The organism is Nocardia sp. X0981 (assembly GCF_977089955.1).
Genome location: NZ_OZ372435.1, coordinates 4,403,257 through 4,422,962, shown reverse-complemented (window position 1 = coordinate 4,422,962; position 19,706 = coordinate 4,403,257). Strand labels below are relative to the sequence as shown.

Below are 19,706 nucleotides of genomic sequence, written 5' to 3'. Positions count from 1 at the left end.
ATGAATCATACGTTTCACGTTGCCGTTTCGCCGCGCCCACAACAGACCATCCCCTCGCGCCGGCACCGGCCACGCTCGCGTACGCGCCGGCGAGGCCGCTCCTTCTCCAGAGAGGACCGCGATGTTCACCGAGGAAAAATTCCAGCAGGCCCTGCGCACACCGCGACTCGCCCGGCCGGTACCGGAATTCCTGACGGCCAATCGGGGCACCCCGGTACGCGCGATCCCCGAACACGAACTGCAGGCCACCACTCGGGCATGGTTCGACGATTTCGAACGCAAGCTCGATTTCTACAGCAAGCTGGACGTGGACCTGACCTGGCTACTGGACTGGGCCAAGAAGTACTGGTGGAGCTGGATCGACCGCGATATGAGCTACAACCACGAGCTCTACGCACCCGATATGCGCTACACCGACGTTACGACTTTCGGCCGCACCATCGTCGGGATCGACGACTTCGTCACCTACAACATGGCCTTCTTCGACGCCATCCCGGACTGGCGCTACGACCCCCTGCCCGGTCAGATCTACATCGATGTGACCCCGGACCACAAGGTACGCACCGTGATCCGCTACATCGGCAGCGGACACTGGAGTGGCCCACTGCGCCTCTACCCCTATGACGGCAGCGGCCCCACGCTCTACGGCACCGGCCGCTTCATCCAATGCCCCGCCGTCGACCGTTACCACTTCGACGAACACGGTCTTCTCGAGGAAGGCGAAACCCTCTACGACGCCCTCGATGTCACCCAACGTTCCGGGGTACTGCCCCGAGACGACAGCTGGCAGTTCAAAGCACTCTTCGCCGCCTCCCGCCTCCCCGCGGTCGCGGCGCGGATACGAGGCGACGGCCGCTGAGACCGGCCCCGCACGGGCGGCGATCGAGGTGGCCTCACCCAGCGGCCGGCGGATACCGCCGCGACCCGCCCGGGGCCGGAGCGGCGGCGGCCGTCCACCGGACCGGCATCGGCCGGTCACACGATGGATAGCTGTAAAGTAGCCATCTGTCACCACCCCTCCGGAGGAGAAGCGGTAACTCGCCGCATTACGCATGCGAACGGGCATTTCCGTTCAATACGAGATCACCCCGTTCTGTCGTGATAGTTTGCTGACCCGAGCGATCTGTTACAGCTGCGAACTGGCGATTGCGGCGAACTACTCCCTGGAGGTCAAGATCGTGACTCGTCCTTTTCTGCGTTTTCTGGGCGCGCTCGGCGGTATGGCATGCACGCTGCTGATGACCACGACGGCAGCTGCCGACCCGATATATCCGCGCCCTGATCCGGACCCGTTCTACGCCGCTCCGGCCGACCTGGCGGCGCACCGGCCCGGTGACGTGCTCGGCGTACGGCCCCTGCCACCGGTGGCGGTCTTCCCCGGCGCCACGGTCCGGCTGGTCAAGTTCCGCTCCACCGATTCGCGGGGCGCACCGATCGCGGCGACCACCACGATCGCCACCCCCGCGAACCATCGCCCCGGCGCCCCACTACTGTCGTACCAGCACTTCATCAACTCACTCGGTACCGACTGCGCGGTCTCGCACCGGCTCTACGGCGCCGATGTGAATCTGGCGACGATCATGCCGGTACTGGGCGCGCTGCTGCAGCGGGGGTGGAGCGTAACGCTACCGGATCATCTGGGCCCGCATTTCGCCCTCGGAGCCGGACGCCTGGGCGGCCAGATCACGCTGGACAGCGTCCGGGCCCTGAAACGGGTACCCGAACTCGGCCTGGCGGACAGCCCGTCGGTACTGGCCGGCTACTCCGGTGGTGGACTCGCCACGGCATGGGCGGCCGCGCTGCAGCCGTCCTACGCCCCCGAATTGCGGCTCGCGGGCGCGGCCATCGGCGGAGCCCCGATGAACCTGGTGGCGATGGCGCGGGGCCTGGGCCACAACCCCCACCCGGCTTTCGGATTGGCGATGGCGGCGGCGATCGGCCTGGAACGGGAGTATCCCGACCGGGTACGGATCAGCGGGAATCTCAATGAGCGCGGCCGCGCGCTCCGGGACTCGATGGCCAACCTCTGCACCAACGATATCCTCGCCGTCGGCGCCGGTGGCAGCGCTCACGAGTTCGCTACGGGACCTTCGGTCTTCGAACAGCCCGATGCCTGGGCCGTGGTGGAGGAGAACAGCGTGGAGCTCTACCCCGGTGTTCCGGAAATGCCGATATTCGAATGGCATTCGCCGGACGACCCGCTGGTGCCGATCGCCGCGATCGATAACACCAACCGTCGCTGGTGCGCGGCCGGGGTGCGCCTGCAGACGCTGAAGGTTCCCGCGTTCGAACATCTGACCGCGGCGGTTGCCGGTGCTCCCGCGATGCTCGGATGGCTCGAGGGCCGAGTGCGCGGCGAGCCGGCACCCGTGGCCTGCTGACGAACCGGCATCTCCCGAGGCGACCGGGTCGCGTGCGCCCGGTCGCCCCGAGTCGGCCCGGCACCCACCGGTGATCGGCCGTGTGGGCGCCGGGTTCCGTCCGGCCGGCTGATTCGTCGCCGGCCGGTCACGCGCCCGAGCGGGTTCAGTTCCCCGCTCGGCCGCCCCGCCCGCCCGCGGCCGAGTGCCCGAAGAAGAACCCGAGGATCAGCAGGATCATATTCACCACGACCTCCGGAACCACCGTGTGCGTGAACATCGCGATCACCATCACAACGCTGAACACGACCAGCAGGAAGGCACCGATGAGGACCGCCAGCGGTTCCCGCTGGAGCCGCGACCAGCGCATCGTCGAGCGGCGTTCCTTCAAATCCTGGGCCACCTTCCGCAATTCGATCTCCAGAGCGGTATCCCGCGCATCCTCGGTCACCGATGCCTTCGCCACCACTTCCTGCGCACGCTGGATCTGATCCGCGACCATCTGTCTCGCCACCGGGTCGTGGATCGCCGAATCGGCCACATGCCGAATCTCGCCGAGTTCCCGGCGGGCCGTGGCATTCCTCAGCCCGACCTGCAGTTCCTTACGGAGTTCCGCGAGCCGGCGCAGCATGTACGCCTCCCCCACCACATCGGTGACCCCGTTGGTATCGGTGATATCGAACGGTCGCCGGTTCTGCCGAGGGACGATCTCCATCATGTTCTCGGTCCGGGACAGCCACGCCGCGAAATCGTCCGGTGCGGCACCGTCGAAAGTGTGGGGGATACCGAGTTCCTTCTTGATGTTGTTGCGGACGGCTTCGCGGTTCTCCGGCGAAGCGTCTCGTTCTTCCCGCTGCTCTGTGCGACCCAACGCATTCCTCCCACACCGACCCGTGCTTGCCGGCTCAGCGTACGGGCTCCGCGCCGCCACGGACAGAGGAGCGAACCGGTCCCGAGCCGGGAGATACCGCTGCGCGCCGCACCCGCGCCGATGAGCCCGGGCGCCGGCGATCCCGGCACCGCCCGGGAGCGGGGACGAAATATCGGTGGCGGTCGCGACAGCGCCCGGTTACGGTGACTTCGGCCGCGACACAGTGGCCGAAGGAGGGAAAACCCGTGTCCACCAAGCTGAATCAGCTCATCGCCATCGAGAAGGGCGTGAAATCGCAAGCGAACGCGGATGTGGCCGCCGCTTACCAGCGGGTGGGCAAAGCCGAGTTGCTGGCGGGTATTTCGCGCACATACCGGCCGCTGGACGATATGGGCGAAGAGCTGCCGGCGGAGTCGAAGCGGGTCCAGGTGCGCGCGCGTGAGGTGATCGCCGAGGTGAAGCGGACCCTGACGCGGTTGTTCGATGTGACCGCGACGAAGGATACCGCCAACTGCTCGGCGAAGGCCGACCTGACGGTCGACGGTGTCACCATTGCCCGTGACCTGCCGGTCACCTACCTCCTCTTCCTGGAGAAGCAACTGAGCGAACTGAAGCGATTCGTCGCCAAGCTGCCCACCCTCGATCCGGCCGAGTCGTGGTCGTTCGACGAGGTCAGCGACTGCTACGCCACCCAGCCGTCGCAGACCGTGCGGACCAAGAAGGTCCCGCGCAACCACGTGCTGGCCCCGGCCACCGATAAGCACCCGGCGCAGGTGGAGGTGTATTACGAGGATGTCGTGGTGGGCCGGTGGACCACCACGAAGTTTTCCGGCGCGCTTCCCGCGAAGGAAGTCGGTGATCTCGCGGAGCGTCTCGGTAAGCTGATCGACGCCGTGCGTATCGCACGGGAGACGGCGAATTCGACGCCCGTATCGGATGTCGAGGCGGGCCGGGCCATACTCGGCTACCTGTTCGGTTAGCCGGGAACACAGACTCCCCCTCCGGGGGGATGGAGCACAAACTGAAATTCAAGTTCACACTGATACGGACAGGCGCTGCCAGGGCCTGCCCTCACGTTCAGATTCTTGCTCCAAGCTCACAACTCCATCGATCGCACGATATGCGGGTGTGCTGCGATACCTCCCTGTCATCCGGGTTCGATTCCCGGCGGCGGCTCTCCCTGCCGCTGTGGCGTAAAGGCAACGCGCGGGGGCACTCACCATGACACACACTCGCCACTCGGTGATCACCGGTGGGGCAGACGATAGCTCATCTGGTAGAGCATCGGATTCCGGATCCGACGGTAGTGGGTTCGAATCCCACTCGTTGAACAGAAGGGGCCGGGAAGGGTAATCCCGGCCCCTTCGCCTGCCCCGTCCGTATGCCCGTGCCCGTGAGGTGTACTCGTGGCCGCCGGGAACAGGCGCGGTAGCGGGTCCCGGCCGGGGTGCAGACTGGTGCGGATGAAACTGCCCGAACTTCCCGATCTGCCGGTCCGCGGGGTTCTCGACCGGCTTGTCGATACATTGACCGAACACCGGACCGCTGTACTGGTCGCACCACCGGGTACCGGGAAGACGACCCTGGTGCCGCCGGCGCTGGCGATGTCCGTTGCGGGACGGGTACTCGTGGCCGAGCCCCGGCGGTTGGCGGCTCGATCCGCGGCGGGCCGGATGGCCGCGCTCCTGGGTGAACAGGTGGGGGGAACCATCGGCTATTCGGTCCGGGGTGAGCGACGGGTGGGCCGGCAGACCCGGATCGAGGTCGTGACATCGGGGCTGCTGGTACGGCGATTACAGGACGATCCCGAGTTGGCGGGGGTCGATGTGGTACTGCTCGACGAATGTCACGAGCGGCATCTCGACGCGGACCTGCTGTTGGCCCTGCTACTGGATGCCCGCGCCGGGTTACGACCGGATCTGCGGGTACTCGCCACCTCGGCGACTGTGGCAGCCGAACGCCTTTCGGCGCTCCTGGGCGGAGAGCACGCGGCGCCGGTGCTGCAGGTCCAGGGCCGGACCCATCCGGTCGTCACGACATACGTCCCGCCGTTGCCCAGGGAACGGATCGAAGCGCAGGTCGCGCGGGCCACCCGGACCGCGCTCGCCGAAACCGACGGCGATGTCCTGGTCTTCCTACCCGGTGCAGCCGAAATCCGGCGGACGACAGCATGTCTGGCCGATCTGGACGGTGTGGATATCGTTCCGTTGCACGGCAGGCTCTCCACGGCGGGACAGGACCTCGCGTTACAGCCCGGACCGCGGCGACGAGTGGTGTTGTCCACGGCAGTGGCCGAGTCGAGTCTGACGGTGCCGGGAGTCCGGGCAGTGGTGGATTCGGGGCTCGCCCGGGTCCCACGTATCGATCGGGCGCGCGACCTGTCCGGCCTGGCCACCGTCCGGGTCTCGGCGGCGGTGGCCGAGCAGCGGGCCGGGCGGGCCGGACGTGAAGCCCCGGGCCGGGTGTGGCGGTGTTGGCCCGAATACGAGCACGGCACGCTGCCCGCCTATCCGGAGCCGGAGATCCGGACAGCGGACCTGACGCGGTTGGCGTTGGAATTGGCGTGCTGGGGCACCGGCGAGGGACACGGACTCACCTGGTGGGATGCTCCACCCCCCGGGGGCCTGGCGGCCGGCCGGGAAGTGCTGCGCACGCTGGGGGCCGTGAACGGAGACGGTGTCGTGACCGACCGCGGGCAGCGCATCGCCCGGATCGGACTGCACCCTCGGCTGGCGCGCGCACTGCTCGACGGGGCGGCCGTCGTCGGCGCCCGGACAGCGGCGGAAGTCGTCACCGTCCTCGATGACGACACCCATATATCCGGAGGCGATCTCGCGGCCGGTCTGCGTAGGCTGCGGCGTGAGCGGCCGGTGCGCTGGCTGCGGGAGGTCGAACGGCTGGCGCGACTGGTCGACGGGCCGGACGGAGCCGATGATCCGGCTTTCGTCGTCGCGCTGGCTCATCCGGAGCGGCTGGCGCGCCGGCGTGGTCCGGGCTCGGCGAGCTATCTCATGGCCGGCGGCACCGCGGTGACACTGCCGCCAGGCGCCGGAACAGGTGATGCGGAATGGCTGGCGGTCGGCGTTGCGACACGCGATCCGGGTCGTTCCGAGGGCTACATCCGGTTGGCCGCGGTCGCCGACGAGCGGCTGGCCCGCCGGGCCGCCTCCAACCTGTTGACCACCGTCGACGAAATCGAGTGGATCGACGGAGATGTGGTCGCCCGGCGGGTCGAGCGATTGGGTGCGATCCCGTTGTCGGAGAAACCCGTTCCCGACCCGGACCGGCGCGCACTCGACGCGGCACTGCGGCGCGGTCTGCATTCGACCGGCCTCGATCTGCTGCGCTGGAACCCCGAGGCCATCGCCTTACGTCAGCGTCTCGACTTCCTCCACCGCACCCTCGGCGACCCGTGGCCCCCGGTCGACGACGATTCGCTACTCGCCGCCGCCGATATCTGGCTCGGCCCCGAACTCGCCACCGCCCGCCGCCGCGCCGACCTCGAACGCATCGACACCGGACAGGCGCTGCGCCGGCTGCTGCCCTGGCCGGACGCCGCACGCATGGACGAACTGGCGCCCGAACACCTGGAGGTCCCCTCCGGCAGTCGCCCCCGTCTCGACTATTCGGCGGATCCGCCGGTGCTCGCGGTCGCGGTGCAGGAAATCTTCGGGTGGGCCCAGGCACCGCGCCTGGTCCATGGCCGCGTCCCGATCGTGCTGCACCTGCTCTCGCCCGCCCGGCGCCCGATAGCGGTCACCGCGGATCTCTCCTCCTTCTGGCGCACCGGCTGGCCACAGGTCCGTGCCGACCTGCGCGGCCGCTACCCCAAGCACGCCTGGCCGGAAGACCCCACCACCGTGCCCGCTCACCGCGGTACCGCCCGCAACGCGGGCCGTGACCGGCCCCCATCCCCACGCTGATCGGCGATTCCAGCTGCTCGCGCCGCCGGTATCGCCGATCCCGGCGCGAATCCGCTCCCCGCGGGCATGCCGATGCCCGCCGACCGGCCGAGGACAGCGGGATGATTGCGCTGCGGTTGCCGGTGCGCGCAGACTCGATGCCGGGCATGGTCCGGCTCGGCTCGCACCGGGAGGTCAGAGGTGAGGATATATCGCACGCTCATGCTCCTCGTGGCCGTGGCGCCGGCCGTGGTGGGATGCGGTGACGATACCCGCACCGATAACGCGCGATCGCCGGTGGCACCGCCGCCGCAATTCTGGTCGGCACCCGCCGATACCCCGCAGCAGCAGGCGGTCGTCGCCCAGGCGACCCGTGAGATCGACGTCTGCGCGCTACTCCCCCGCCGCACCCTCCGCGAGCTCGACCTCGGCGATATCCGCACCATCACGGTCGGTCTGGACTCGTGCCGGGCCGTCCTCGGCGACGTGAGCGCGGGGGACACCGGCACCCTCACCTGGCATACGACCCTGCTGCCCGCGCTCACCCCGAGTCGCGGTACCGGCAAACAGGTCGGTGATGTGAGCGTTCTGCTGGTACCCGACCGCGACACCGATCCACGCGCCTGCGGCGCCACGGCTCGCTTTCCCGCGGGTGCCGCGTTCTACCTCGGTCTCTCGGTTCCGGATCGCGATTCGTGCGCGGTCGCCGATAGTTTGCTGCCGGGTATGATCGAGCGCTGGCGGCAGTCGCCGGAGCAGGGCACCTCACCCGATACCGTCCCCACGGCGCTGCTCGGCGCCGACCCGTGCGCGGTGCGCGCGAAACTGACCGGCACCGCCGATACCGGTGAGTACCGGCTGACCCAATGCCTGTTCCGGTACCGGGACGAAACCGTCACGGTGGCCTACGACTATCGCGTACCCGATCAGGTGCGCGAACGCGGCACCGAGGAGAAGATCGGCAACCGCACCGTGTTCCGCTCGACATCGCTCTACGACAGCAGTATCCCGATCTACTCCGCCGTCGTGGGGCCCCGGCTACCACTCGAGAGCACAGCTCACGTCCCTCGTGTCCCGGTGGTCGAGGTCACCTCGGCCACCGATGACGTCGCCCGGGAGGTGATATCGGAGGTGCTGACCCTCTTCCCCCGGTGAGAACCGGCGGCGCTACCCAGCCAGTGCGGCACGGTCGTATCGAATTCGGCGGCCTCACCGGGCGGTAGCGGCACACCGGTCGTGCTCATCCACGGCTGGCCCCAGACCTGGTACGGCTGGTGGCCGATCATTCCCGCACTGGCCGAGCACCACACCGTCTAAGCCATCGATCTCCCCGGCTCGGCGACAGCACCGGCTCGGGATCCGCCACGCCCACGTCGTCGGCTACGATTTCGGCGACGATGTCCGCGACACCGTAGCGGCCGCCCCGATACATGTCCCGGTCCTGCTCATGACCGCCCAGGGGCAACTCGACTCGGTACCGAGCACGCTCACGGCCGGATATCCCCGATCGCCACCCGGACAGCACGCCGGAGACCGTCACGCCAGTGCGGTAGTGGCGTAAGACCACAGTCGATCCACGAAGAATTCGACAGAACGGCATGCGGGGGCCGCGTCGCGGCATCTCGGAAATCCGCGGTACGGCAGGGCCGTACGAGGCCCGTATCGAGTCCCGCCGCTTCGAGGACCGCGCGAGCGAAGTGGAATTTGGAGGTGGAGCCACTTCCGGTCGCGTGGAGCAGGTGCGGTGGATTCGGGTGCGCGACCAGATCGAACAGCGCGGAGACGAGATCGTCGACGTAGGTCGGGGAGGCGATCTGATCGGTGACGACCGCGACGCGCTCGCCCCGGGAGCACCTCCGCAGGAGCGCGGCCGGGAAATCCCGGCCGGTCGCCGAGTACAGCCACATGGTTCGAACGATTCGCACCTCGGGCAACGCTGCCCGGGCCGCCTGCTCACCTGCCAGCTTGGACTTTCCGTACACACTCGGCGGGGCGGTCGGCGACCACGTCTCCCAGGGGGCGGCCGCCGACCCGTCGAAGACGTAGGCGGTCGAGATGTGCAGCAGGCGCGCGCCCTTGTTCGCGCAGACGCGTGCCAGTAATCCCGGGCCGGCGCCGTTGACCGCGAAGGCCTTGTCGGCTTCGGCTTCGGCGGCGTCCACGCCGGTGTACGCCGCGCAGTTGACGACCAGATCGCCGGGGCCGATGGTGTCGTTCAGCGCCGCCGCATCGGTGATGTCGAGTTCTTTCGAGCCGAACCCGAGCACCTGCCGATCGGCACGACGAAACGGGCTGGTCGCTCTCGTTATCCCGCTGCCGAGCAATCCGTCCGCACCGGTGACCACCAGTCTGCTCACCGCTCGTCCCGAGACGATTTCTCCCCGAGCGGAGTGCGGGAGCGCCGATAACCGGAAACATACTCCCGGACCGAGGCGATCATGTAATCGGTCATCTCGTCGGTTATGCCCGGGTATACCCTGATCCAGAAGGTATTGTCGGCGACGTAGTCGCTGATCGCCGAGCTTCCGGAGATACGGCACTCGATATTCGAGTACGCCGGATGGCGGAGAAGATTCCCGGCGAAGAGGCCGCGGGTCGCGATCCTGCGACTTTCGAGGAAGTCGACGATATCGATACGGCCGAAAGGCGCCTCCGGCAACACCGTCAGGGCGAATCCGAACCAGCTCGGATCGCTACCGGGAGTCGGTTCCGGCAGGCGGAGATGGTCGATCCCGTCCAGTCCTTCGCGGAGCCGGCGCCAGTTGTGCCGTCGCCGGGCGCAGAAATCATCCAGTCTGGCCAGTTGGGAGAGCCCGAGAGCGGCCTGGAGATCGGTCGTCTTCAGGTTGTAGCCGATATGCGAATAGATGTATTTGTGGTCGTATCCGTAGGGTAGGTCACCCAGCTGTTGCGCGAACCTCTTGCCGCATCTGTCGCTTTCGCCCGGCTCGCACCAGCAATCGCGTCCCCAATCGCGCAGCGACTTCACGACGCGAGCTGTTGCCGGATTGTCGGTGAGGACGCAGCCGCCCTCACCCGTGGTCAAATGGTGTGCGGGATAGAAGCTGACGGTGGCCAGATCACCGAAGGTACCGGTCGCGCGGGACCGATATATCGATCCGACCGCATCGCAATTGTCTTCGATCAGGAACATATCGTGCTCCGCGCACAACGTGGAGATCTCTGCTACCGGGAAAGGGTTACCGAGCGTATGTGCCAGGACCACGGCGCGGGTTCTGGGGCCGATTGCCGCAGCTACGGCTTCCGGTGTCGGGTTGTAGGTCGAGGAGTCGATATCCACGAATACCGGTTTCAATCCGTTTTGTAGTATCGGGTTGACTGTCGTCGGGAATCCGGCCGCGGCCGTGATCACCTCGTCGCCGGGACGCAACCGGGCATCACCCAGCTCCGGGGCGGTCAACGCGGTCACCGCGAGCAGGTTCGCCGATGATCCGGAATTGGTGAGCCGCGCCTTGCGGCGTCCCATCTTCCTGGCGAATTCTTTTTCGAATCGGTGTGCCAGCGCTCCCGCCGCGATACGCATATCCAGCGCGGCTTCGGCGACGGCCACCCTGTCGTCGGTGTCGAGGCAGGCACCGGATGACTGGATCTCGGTGACACCCGCGACGAAACGCTGCTCGGTACGCGCCTCGTGGAATCGCCGGATGCCGGCGAGTAGATCGTCTCTGTCGTCCATGTCATTTCTCCCGGCGTGAATTCAGAACGAGATCGACGAGGTCGTCGGCGAACGCCGATTGTGGCGGCAGTGCCCACATATGCCGTTCGAGCATTCGCGCGGCCTGCCGATAGGCGGGCTCCTCGAGGATCCGCCGGCAGGCGGTGAGAACATCCGAGGCCCTGACGGTCATGGGATCGAGGTGGATACCGGTGCCGAGGATTTCACAACGTCGCGCGTTGCCGGGGTGATCGGCGAAGAAGGGAAGTACCACATGCGGGACTCCGTAGGTGATCGTATCGCGCATCGAATTCAATCCGCCGTGGGTGATGAACAGGTCCACGTTCGCCAATACGAGGGACTGGGGTACATACGGAAAGGTATGGATATGTGGCGGTAGCGACCGGAAAATATCGTGGTACTGCGACGGCAGCGAGACGATCGCGGTACACCGGAGCTCGGCCAGGGCCGCGAAGACCTCCCCGTAGATATCGGCCATCCGGTCCCTGAACCGCGGTGAGAAAGGCCCGATCGAGCCCAGCGAGAGGTAAACGATCGGCATATCCGCGGGTGCCGAGAGGAACACGTCCGGGAGCAGTTGATCATTGCGGCGTACCGGTGGTTCGTGCCGATAACGGACCACAGGGGTGCCGAAATCGATGGTATCGAATTCTTTGGGTGCCAGCGCGACCGTGAGATACCGCAGTATTCCCGGTTCCGACGGTTCTTCCGGGAGCCCGAGCGCAGCCCGCTGAGTACTCAGAGCGGGCCGGACCAGGTCTTCGTGGAGATGATGTATCAGCCGCAGCGGGCCGATATCCACCGTGACATGTGGTATTCCGAGGACCTCCGCGGCCAGGTAACCACCGAATTCCGAGCACTCGTGCAGGACGACATCGGGCCGCCATCTCGCGGCGAGATCCAGTACGTCCTCCGCCACACGGAGGGCGATCCGGTCGCCGAGGAATTCCGTCATGTACATCCGGTCGAACGCGTCCACCTCGCGGTCCAGCAGGAGCCCGAAGAGGGCCGAGTCGAACGCGCGGTCGGCCCACCGCACTCCCACGTCCACGGTCTCGACGCCGTAGTCGCCGTGCAGCCGAGACCCCCACTTCTCGGGTGCCGCGACGCGGACATCGTGACCGGACCTGCTCAGTACGTCGACCAGAGTGGCCAGTCCGCGGAAATGGGATTCGAATTGGTTGACGGTCACCAGCACGCGCATGCGATCTGCCTGTGAGAAGGCCATATCGACAGCGTGGCATACCGGAACGCGGCGCCGTACCCGTTTCCCCGAAACCGGCCGGCGATTGTTCTCGGTGCGGAAGGTGCCGGACCCGGCACAGGCGGCCGCGGTCGAAGCCGCCGGATCACGGTGCGCGACGGGCGAATTCCGGGGCCCGCTCGGGGCGGAGGCCGATACCACCGAGGTAGGCGGTGAAGCCTTGGAGGAACGGCGCGCGCTGAAGAGCTCGCAGCGGTGGCGGCACCCGGTCGAGGCCACCGGTGAGGGCGGGACGAAGCAGGATGTCGTGCTCGCCGCGCTGGGACCGCTGCACCGCCCGGGTGGGCATCATCCGGCGGCGCTGCACCCGGGCCAGGTCGCGGGTACCGACTCGTCCGTCACGCAGCGGTTCGGCGAGTATCCGCGCGGCGGCCACCGCGTCTTGGATGGCGAGATTCACACCGACCCCGCCGACCGGCGACATCGTATGCGCGGCATCACCTATACACAGCAGTCCGTCGGTGTACCAGCGGCGCAGCAGGTCCATCTCGGTGCGGAGCAGTAGCACGTCGTCCCAGAAGCGGATGGCTTCGGTGCGCGACGGCGGCCAATCGAATATTCCGCCCAGCTGTTCGCGGAAGACCGCGATATCCGTACCGCGTCGTACCGCGTCGGTGCCCTTCGCGATGAGGTAGGAGGTCTGGTAGTAGTCGCCGCGGTCCATGGTGACCGCGGCCTGTCCGTCACCGAACCACCCGAACACCTCACCGCTGGAATCACCACCCTCCTTCGGGACCCTGACCTGCCAGACGTCCATCGGTATCTCGAAGCGGGTCACCGGTAACCCCGCGGCACGGCGGACCAGTGAACCGCGGCCGTCGCAGCCCACGGTGAGATCGGCGGACAGTGTGTGCTCGCCGTCGGGGTCCCGGTAGCGCACCCCGGTGACCCGCCCGGCGCTGTCACGACACAGACCGGTGACACATGTGTTCATGCGCAGTGTGAAGGCGGGCTCCGCCTCGGCGGCCGAGGCGAGCAGGTGGAGAAAATCCCACTGCGCCACCATCGCGATGTACTTGTGCGGGCCCGGGATCCGGCGGAAGTCGGCGAGCACGACGGTGCTGTCACCGATCCGCGCCCGCATCCGTTCCTTCGCCACCACGGCCCTGCTCGGCCACCTCTCACCGAAGAGCCGCTGACCGCAACACCGGTCACCGATCCGCGGGCCACCGGCCGGCCGGCCCGGGCGCGCCTACCCGGCGTCCCCGTAACACTCCACCACCGCCGTCGTGAAGGGAAACCGCACCGGTGTGGGCCCGAATACCAACCGGCCCGCGGTATCGGCCGCGGTGGCAATCATTTCGACGACCGTCCTCGCCTCCTTCGACGGACAGTGCACGATCACCTCGTCATGTTGGAAGAAGACCAGTTCGGCCCGGAGACCGGCACGAAATATCGCCTGGCGCAGTCCCGCCAGGAGCAGCAGAGCCCAATCGGCCGCGCTTCCCTGCACCACGAAGTTACGAGTGAAGCGGCCCCGGGCACGCGCCGCCGCGTTGCTGCCGTACTCACCGGGATTCTCCCGGCCCGGTTCTTCCCGCTCCGGCGAGGCGACCGATACCGGCGGACACGTCCGGCCCAGCCAGGTACGTACCAGACGCCCCTCCTCACCGGTTCGTGCGGCATCGTCGACATAGGCCACCGCGGCCGGATAACGCCGGCGCAGAGCGGCCAGGTGGGTCAGGGCATCTCCGGAGGTCTGGCCGTAGACAGCGCCCAGGAGGGCGAGTTTGGCGCGAGCACGGTCGCCACCGAAACCCCGGGCCGCCAGATCCGCGTACAGATCGTCACCTCGGCCGGCCGCCTCCATCAGCGCCGGATCGCGCGAAACGGCGGCAAGAATCCGCGGCTCCATCTGGTCGGCGTCGGCGACCACCAGGGACCAGCCCGGGTCGGCCCGGATCGCCCGGCGGATCACCTTCGGGATCTGCAGGGCGCCACCGCCATTGGTGGTCCAGCGGCCCGAAACCGTACCGCCGGGCAGATATTCGGGACGAAAGCGCCCGCCGTGCACCCACTGTTCGAGCCAGGACCAGCCATGAGCGGTATACAGGCGGTACAGCGACTTGTAGGCCAGCAGTGGCGCCACCGCGGGATGGTCGATTCGCTGGAGCTCCCATTTACGCGTGGACGACAGCAGGATACCGGCGCGGGCGAATGCCTTGACGATATCGTTGGGCAGATCCGGACGGACCCGCACCCCGTTCCCGAAAGCCCGCGACACTTCATCGGCCAGCTCCGCCATACGACGTGGTTCGGCCCCGCCCGGAAGACGCCCACCCAGCAGCTCGTCCAGCAACTCGCGGTGAATATCGGCGCGCCACGGGATACCGGCCCGCGACATCTCGGTGGCAACCAGCATCCCCGCCGATTCGGCGGCGATCAGCAACCGCATCCGGTCCGGATGCCCGGTGGCCGCCGTCCGGGCGAGCTGACCCGCGTAGACCTCCAGCAGAGCGGTGAGTTCATCGGTGCCGGGCGGCAGTGGCACCGGACCCGATTCGAACAACGACGGCTGGGTCTCGGCGGCCCGCGCGGGGGCGTCCGGCGGAACGGGCAGATCGCGCAGGCGAGCCCATGCGGCCGCCAGCGAACGAGGCTGCCCCGACTGCCCCTCCTCGTACCCGATCAGCAGAGCTTCCGCGGCCTGCACGTCGTAACAGCGCTCGACCCGCACCCCCGCCGCGAGCAGCGGTCGGTAGATCTCGGCGGTGGACCGCCACACCCACCGCTCGACCTCGGGACGTGAGCGCACCGCCTCGACGAGCGAGGGCTCGTGGACCACGCCGGCGGCGGGACGACCGTCCGGACCGAGCGGGCACAGACGCGCACCACCGTCACCGGATTCCGCCACCGCCCATCGCACGTCCCCGAGTCTGGCACCGAGGTCCGACACGACGGCGACCGCCGGGCTCCCGACCTCCTCCCCGTGATGACGACCAGGACTCGGCGGTGGGTCACGCCGCCGATCTGTTCGAACCCTCGCCGGGCACCAGCGGTGACACCGTGCCTGCGGCAGCGGTGCAGCAGCCGGGTCGGCGCGGATCGGCCACGAGGAGAGGCATGCCATTGACAGTCCAACTGGACTGTGAAAATGTCCTCAGCATCATCGCCGCCGAGATTGGAAGGCTCTCATGACTTTCGCCGGGAACACGGTCGACTACGAAGTACGGGACCATCGCGCCTATCTCACCTTGAACCGGCCGGACCGGCTCAATGCGATAACCGGTGAGATGGCCCACGAGATCGGTGCCGCCGTCGCCGCGGCGAATGCCGACGATTCGGTGCGTGTCATCGTGATCCAGGGAGCGGGTCGCGCCTTCTGCGCAGGCTACGACCTGAAGCTCTACGCCGAAGGCGGCGAGGAGCACCAGGGTGCGGTCTGGGATCCGATCAAGGACTTCCGGATGATGAAGGCCAATACCGACCATTTCTTCTCGCTCTGGCGCTCGGCCAAACCGACCGTCGCGAAGGTCCACGGATACGCCGTTGCCGGCGGCAGCGATATCGCGCTCTCCTGCGATCTGGTGGTGATGGCCGAGGACGCGCGGATCGGCTACATGCCGGCGCGGGTATGGGGCTGCCCCACGACCGCGATGTGGGTCTACCGCCTCGGGGCCGAACGCGCCAAACGTATGCTGCTCACCGGCGACACCATCGATGGGGTCCGGGCCCGGGAATGGGGCCTGGTCATCGATGCGGTCCCCGCGGCCGAACTCGGCACCGCGGTCGAAAGGCTCGTCGATCGAATGGCCGGTATCCCGACCAACCAGCTGGTCATGCAGAAGATGATGATCAACCAGGCCTACGACAACATGGGCCTGCAGAGCACCCAGAACCTCGCCGTCCTCTTCGACGGCATCACTCGCCACTCCCCCGAGGGCCGCTGGTTCGTCGACTTCGCGCAGCAACACGGTTTCGACGCCGCGGTCCAGTGGCGCGACACCGGCCGCTTCATACCCGACGGCGGCGGAGAACTTCCCGCCGACGACGAGATCGCCCGGATGAAAAGAGAACTCGACGATCGGGCCGCCGCGGCGGAGACGAGCCGATGAGGGAACTCACCGAATCCTTCTGGCCGGTCGATACCAGCCGGCCCGTCCTCGAGATCACCGTGGGCGAGCTGTTACAGCAGGCAGCCGCCGAGGTACCGGATCGGCTCGCGCTCGTCTCGGTGGCGCCGGAACGCGGCGCACGCACCTGGACCTACGGAGAATTGCGCGATGATGCCGAGCGCGCGGCGTCCTGGTTGCTCGATCGTTTCCGGCCGGGTGAACACCTCGCGGTCTGGGCGCCGAACGTCCCCGAATGGCTCGTGCTCCAATACGGCGCGGCGCTCGGTGGAATGGTGCTGGTCACAACCAATCCCGCCCTGCGCGGCCCCGAACTCGAGTACGCGCTCGACAGGTCGCACGCGGCCGGTGTCTTCTATGTCGATGCCTTCCGCGGCACCGATATGGCCGCCCAGCTACGAACCGTTCTGCCCGCGGTACCCGCGGTACGCGAGGCCGTCGCCTTCGAGAACTGGCTCGGCGACGTACGCCGCACTCGGAAGCGGGAACGGTTACCGGTGCTCGACCCGCGCTCCGCCACCCAGATCCAGTTCACCTCCGGCACCACCGGCCGACCCAAACCGGCGGTACTCGCGCACCGAGCGATGGTGACCAACGCGGCCTTCGTGCGCGACCGCTGCGGCGCGAGCCCGGGAGCGACCTTCGCCACCGCCCTGCCGCTCTTCCACACCGCGGGTTGCGGTCTGGCCGCACTGGGGTCGGTCTACCAGCGGGCCACCCTCGTCCTCGCCGAGATCTTCGATCCCACCACGATGCTGGCGGCGATACAGGAGTACCGCGCCGAGATCTTCGGCGGCGTACCCGTCATGCTCCGTGCCCTGCTGGCGCACCCGGGGCTGGCCGATTTCGATCTCGGTGCGCTGCGGGTGGTGATGTCCGGAGGCGATGCCGTCCCGCCCGCCCTCGTCGACGGCTGGGCGAAGGCCTGCGGGGTCGCGAGCAGCGCGGTCTACGGTCAGACCGAACTCGGTCCGATCATCTGTCAGACGAGCCCGGCCGACAGTCGCGAGGACAATCTGTTCACGGCGGGCCGGCCCCTACCCGGAGTCGAGGTGTCCATCCGCGATCCCGAGACCGGCGCGGTATGTCCCGTGGGGGTGGAGGGCGAGATCTGCGCGCGCGGATACCAGCAGATGATCGAATATCTCGATATGCCGGAGGAGACCGCACGGACGATCGATGCCGAGGGCCGGCTGCACACCGGTGATCTCGGGACGATGGATGCACGCGGTTACGTCCGTGTGACCGGGCGGCTCAAGGATATGATCATCCGCGGCGGGGAGAACATCTATCCACGTGAGATCGAGGACATCCTCGCCGCACACCCCGCGATCGACGGCGCACTCGTACTCGGACTACCCGACGAAGTGTGGGGCGAGAGCGTAGCCGCCGTGATCCGGCCCGATCCCGCCCGGCCGGCCCCTTCGGCGGAAGAACTGCACGACTACCTACGAGCACGTCTCGCCCCGCACAAAACCCCCAAATCCTGGTTCACCGTCGACAGCTTCCCCGTGACCGCCCTGGGCAAACCGCAGAAATTCCGGCTTCGGGACCAGATCGTCGCCGGTGAGCTCGGTCGGCTGTGAACCGGAAGTCGTCAAGCGCCGGCGGCGCCGGACACGCCGAACGGCAGGAGTCCGCACCGCCGGTACCGCGCACCGGCGGCCTGACCCGGAGAGAACAGCACGCGAGGACCCGGGGCGCGCTGCTCGACGCCACGATCCGCTGTCTGGTGGAGCACGGCTACGCGGGTACCACGACCCAGCGGATCCAGGACGCGGCGGGGGTCTCGCGGGGCGCGCTACTTCATCATTTCGCCTCGAAATCGGAGCTGCTGGTCGCCGCGATCCACCACATCGCCGAGAGGCGACTGCATCACCTCGGCGAACTCGTCACGGACCTCGGCGACGGACCCGAGGCCCTCCCGCAACTGGTGCGTGCGATCCGGTCGGCGATGACTGGGCCTCCCTTTCAGGCCGCCCTCGAACTGTGGACCGCCTCCCGCACCGACCCGCAGCTGCGCGCAGCACTACTCCCGGCGGAAAAACGGCTGGGGGCCGCGCTGCGGGTGCATTTCCACCGGCATGCGGGTATCGCCGATCCCGAAGCGGCCGGCACGGCCTTCGAATCGCTCATGGCGCTCGTTCGCGGGCTCGAACTGACCCGCCTCATGCGGCCCGACCGCACTCTGGCCGACCGGGTCGTCGAGGACTGGCTGGGCAATGTCGCCCGGCTCCGCGAGACCGGACGGTTACGGTGACAGCGGAGGCGAAGGCGGGAAGACGACGGGCAGGGCGGTCAACGCGCGATGGAACGCGCCGGTCCGCCAGGTCAGCTCGGCGGCCGAAACCGCCAGGCGGATCTCGGGTAGACCGTCGAGCAGCTGATCGATGGCGTCCTGAGCGATCAGGTAGGCCAGCGAACTGGCCGGGCACACATGCGGTCCCCCACCGAAGGCCAGATGCGCACGATTTCCCGCGTGCCGATTCGTACCGATCACCGGATCGGTGTTACAGGCGGCCATGCTGATGACAACAGGCTGGTGGGCCGGCAACCAGACATCGTCGATGAGAATCGGCTGTTTCGGGAAGGTGAAACAGAAATTGGCCATCGGCGGATCGTTGAACAGCACCTCGTCCAGAGCATCCCGGGTGGACAGGCTGCCATCCAGCGCGCTGTCCCCGAACTGCTCGTCGGTGAGCATCAGGCGCAGCGCGTTGACGATCAGGTTCTGCAACGGTTCGATACCCGCCCCGTACAGTGTGGCCACCTGATTCACGAGCTCGGCCTCGCTCAGTTCGCTCGAGTGCCGCATCATCCGGGTCGTCACATCGTCGCCGGGTGTGGCGCGTTTGAGCTCGATCAGCTCCAGAAGCGATTCGATGAGCACCTTGGCTCCGTCTTCCGCGCCGACGCCCTCGAACATCGCGGCCATCCCGCTCGCGGCGCGCTGCGCGATCTCGGTGGGGCACCCCAGCATCGCGTTCAGCACCGCGAAGGTGAGCGGAAACGCATACTGGCCGATCAGATCCGCGGACCCGTCACCGCAGAAGGAGTTGATCAGCGGTACGGCGACCTGCGCCACGGTTTCGTGCAGGCGATACGGATCGACCTCGGCAAGCCCCGCGACGATGGCCTGTCGATAGCGCGCGTGCACGCTGCCGTCGTTACGCCGTGCGTTCGGCCGCCACTGCATGAGCGGGAGCACCGGGCAATCCGCGGGGATATCGCGCTGCCACGTCCGCGGGTCGGCGGGAAAATGGCCCGGGTCGTTGTAGATACGCAGCGCGGTGTAGTAGCCGATCACCAGAGTCGCCGGCACCCCCGGCGCCACATCCACCGGAACCAGGGACCCGTACCGTTCACGCATCGCGCGATAGGTACTGTGCGGATCGACCGCGAATTCCGGTACGTACAGAGGGATCCGCGGGCCGTCGGTATCGATCGGTGAACCGTGCGGTGCCCGGCCGAGGGGGTGGTCGGAGATCGTCATCGGGTCGATCCTAAGCGTAATGCGTGGTCACTTCTCGCTGCAGGGA

The 19,706-nt window shown here is 67.6% G+C and carries 15 protein-coding genes and 1 tRNA gene; 9 read left to right on the top strand and 7 right to left on the bottom strand.

Features of this window, described 5'->3' with window-relative positions; genetic code table 11:
* The first annotated feature begins 121 nt into the window (after positions 1 to 121).
* Both ACYR7D_RS19375 and ACYR7D_RS19370 read left to right on the top strand, forming a co-directional pair.
* On the top strand, positions 122 to 859 hold the full coding sequence (locus ACYR7D_RS19375; protein WP_459545939.1) for a nuclear transport factor 2 family protein: 738 nt from the start codon (positions 122 to 124) through the stop codon (positions 857 to 859).
* Positions 860 to 1,220: 361 nt separating this feature from the next.
* On the top strand, positions 1,221 to 2,381 hold the full coding sequence (locus ACYR7D_RS19370) for a lipase family protein (RefSeq protein ID WP_459550215.1): 1,161 nt from the start codon (positions 1,221 to 1,223) through the stop codon (positions 2,379 to 2,381).
* Positions 2,382 to 2,526: 145 nt separating this feature from the next.
* On the opposite strand, the gene ACYR7D_RS19365 is transcribed toward ACYR7D_RS19370, so the two are convergent.
* Complete coding sequence (locus tag ACYR7D_RS19365; protein WP_459545938.1) at positions 2,527 to 3,231, bottom strand: hypothetical protein; 705 nt, start codon at positions 3,229 to 3,231, stop codon at positions 2,527 to 2,529.
* A 245-nt stretch (positions 3,232 to 3,476) separates the two neighbouring features.
* Between ACYR7D_RS19365 and ACYR7D_RS19360 the strand changes: the two genes are divergently transcribed.
* The 4 genes from ACYR7D_RS19360 to ACYR7D_RS19345 all read left to right on the top strand — a co-directional run bounded on the left by ACYR7D_RS19360 (position 3,477) and on the right by ACYR7D_RS19345 (position 8,288).
* Positions 3,477 to 4,211, top strand: a complete 735-nt coding sequence (locus ACYR7D_RS19360; RefSeq protein WP_459545937.1) for a DUF7873 family protein — start codon at positions 3,477 to 3,479, stop codon at positions 4,209 to 4,211.
* A gap of 278 nt (positions 4,212 to 4,489) precedes the next feature.
* Positions 4,490 to 4,561 (top strand) — tRNA-Arg (locus tag ACYR7D_RS19355).
* Between the two features lie 133 nt (positions 4,562 to 4,694).
* Complete coding sequence (hrpB, locus tag ACYR7D_RS19350; RefSeq protein WP_459545936.1) at positions 4,695 to 7,154, top strand: ATP-dependent helicase HrpB; 2,460 nt, start codon at positions 4,695 to 4,697, stop codon at positions 7,152 to 7,154.
* Positions 7,155 to 7,334: 180 nt separating this feature from the next.
* Entirely contained in the window at positions 7,335 to 8,288 is a 954-nt protein-coding gene (locus tag ACYR7D_RS19345) for a peptidase (RefSeq protein ID WP_459545935.1), read from the top strand.
* Between the two features lie 332 nt (positions 8,289 to 8,620).
* On the opposite strand, the gene rfbD is transcribed toward ACYR7D_RS19345, so the two are convergent.
* From rfbD to ACYR7D_RS19320, 5 genes are all read right to left on the bottom strand, one after another.
* The gene (rfbD, locus tag ACYR7D_RS19340; protein WP_459545934.1) at positions 8,621 to 9,490 is read right to left on the bottom strand and encodes a dTDP-4-dehydrorhamnose reductase; all 870 of its coding nucleotides are present in this window, start codon (positions 9,488 to 9,490) and stop codon (positions 8,621 to 8,623) included.
* Positions 9,487 to 10,830: a lipopolysaccharide biosynthesis protein RfbH gene (gene rfbH, locus ACYR7D_RS19335; protein WP_459545933.1), complete on the bottom strand. Its 1,344-nt coding sequence runs from the start codon at positions 10,828 to 10,830 to the stop codon at positions 9,487 to 9,489. Before rfbH ends, rfbD begins: the two co-directional genes overlap by 4 nt.
* Before the next feature lies 1 nt (position 10,831).
* A complete protein-coding gene (locus tag ACYR7D_RS19330; RefSeq protein ID WP_459545932.1) occupies positions 10,832 to 12,058 on the bottom strand; it encodes a glycosyltransferase in 1,227 nt (408 codons plus the stop codon).
* Between the two features lie 121 nt (positions 12,059 to 12,179).
* Positions 12,180 to 13,196: an FAD-dependent oxidoreductase gene (locus ACYR7D_RS19325; RefSeq protein WP_459545931.1), complete on the bottom strand. Its 1,017-nt coding sequence runs from the start codon at positions 13,194 to 13,196 to the stop codon at positions 12,180 to 12,182.
* Positions 13,197 to 13,286: 90 nt separating this feature from the next.
* Positions 13,287 to 14,960: a bifunctional 3'-5' exonuclease/DNA polymerase gene (locus ACYR7D_RS19320; protein ID WP_459545930.1), complete on the bottom strand. Its 1,674-nt coding sequence runs from the start codon at positions 14,958 to 14,960 to the stop codon at positions 13,287 to 13,289.
* A gap of 268 nt (positions 14,961 to 15,228) precedes the next feature.
* On the opposite strand from ACYR7D_RS19320, the gene ACYR7D_RS19315 reads away from it, so the two are divergent.
* Genes ACYR7D_RS19315 through ACYR7D_RS19305 form a run of 3 tightly spaced genes read left to right on the top strand, consistent with a single transcriptional unit; the run spans position 15,229 to position 18,427 of the window.
* Entirely contained in the window at positions 15,229 to 16,149 is a 921-nt protein-coding gene (locus tag ACYR7D_RS19315; RefSeq protein WP_459545929.1) for a crotonase/enoyl-CoA hydratase family protein, read from the top strand.
* A complete protein-coding gene (locus ACYR7D_RS19310) occupies positions 16,146 to 17,753 on the top strand; it encodes an AMP-binding protein (RefSeq protein ID WP_459545928.1) in 1,608 nt (535 codons plus the stop codon). Before ACYR7D_RS19315 ends, ACYR7D_RS19310 begins: the two co-directional genes overlap by 4 nt.
* A complete protein-coding gene (locus ACYR7D_RS19305) occupies positions 17,750 to 18,427 on the top strand; it encodes a TetR/AcrR family transcriptional regulator (RefSeq protein ID WP_459545927.1) in 678 nt (225 codons plus the stop codon). Before ACYR7D_RS19310 ends, ACYR7D_RS19305 begins: the two co-directional genes overlap by 4 nt.
* Here ACYR7D_RS19305 and ACYR7D_RS19300 read toward each other — a convergent pair.
* Entirely contained in the window at positions 18,419 to 19,660 is a 1,242-nt protein-coding gene (locus tag ACYR7D_RS19300) for a cytochrome P450 family protein (RefSeq protein ID WP_459545926.1), read from the bottom strand. The two genes, ACYR7D_RS19305 and ACYR7D_RS19300, sit on opposite strands and share 9 nt — an antisense overlap.
* Positions 19,661 to 19,706: the final 46 nt, after the last annotated feature.

What these genes read in the sequence shown, in the direction of transcription:
- ACYR7D_RS19310 (WP_459545928.1), top strand. Translation starts at nt 16,146, where the DNA reads ATGAGGGAACTCACCGAATCCTTCTGGCCGGTCGATACCAGCCGGCCC.
- ACYR7D_RS19330 (WP_459545932.1), bottom strand. Translation starts at nt 12,058, where the DNA reads ATGGCCTTCTCACAGGCAGATCGCATGCGCGTGCTGGTGACCGTCAAC.
- ACYR7D_RS19300 (WP_459545926.1), bottom strand. Translation starts at nt 19,660, where the DNA reads ATGACGATCTCCGACCACCCCCTCGGCCGGGCACCGCACGGTTCACCG.
- ACYR7D_RS19370 (WP_459550215.1), top strand. Translation starts at nt 1,221, where the DNA reads ATGGCATGCACGCTGCTGATGACCACGACGGCAGCTGCCGACCCGATA.
- ACYR7D_RS19315 (WP_459545929.1), top strand. Translation starts at nt 15,229, where the DNA reads ATGACTTTCGCCGGGAACACGGTCGACTACGAAGTACGGGACCATCGC.
- rfbH (WP_459545933.1), bottom strand. Translation starts at nt 10,830, where the DNA reads ATGGACGACAGAGACGATCTACTCGCCGGCATCCGGCGATTCCACGAG.
- hrpB (WP_459545936.1), top strand. Translation starts at nt 4,695, where the DNA reads ATGAAACTGCCCGAACTTCCCGATCTGCCGGTCCGCGGGGTTCTCGAC.
- ACYR7D_RS19375 (WP_459545939.1), top strand. Translation starts at nt 122, where the DNA reads ATGTTCACCGAGGAAAAATTCCAGCAGGCCCTGCGCACACCGCGACTC.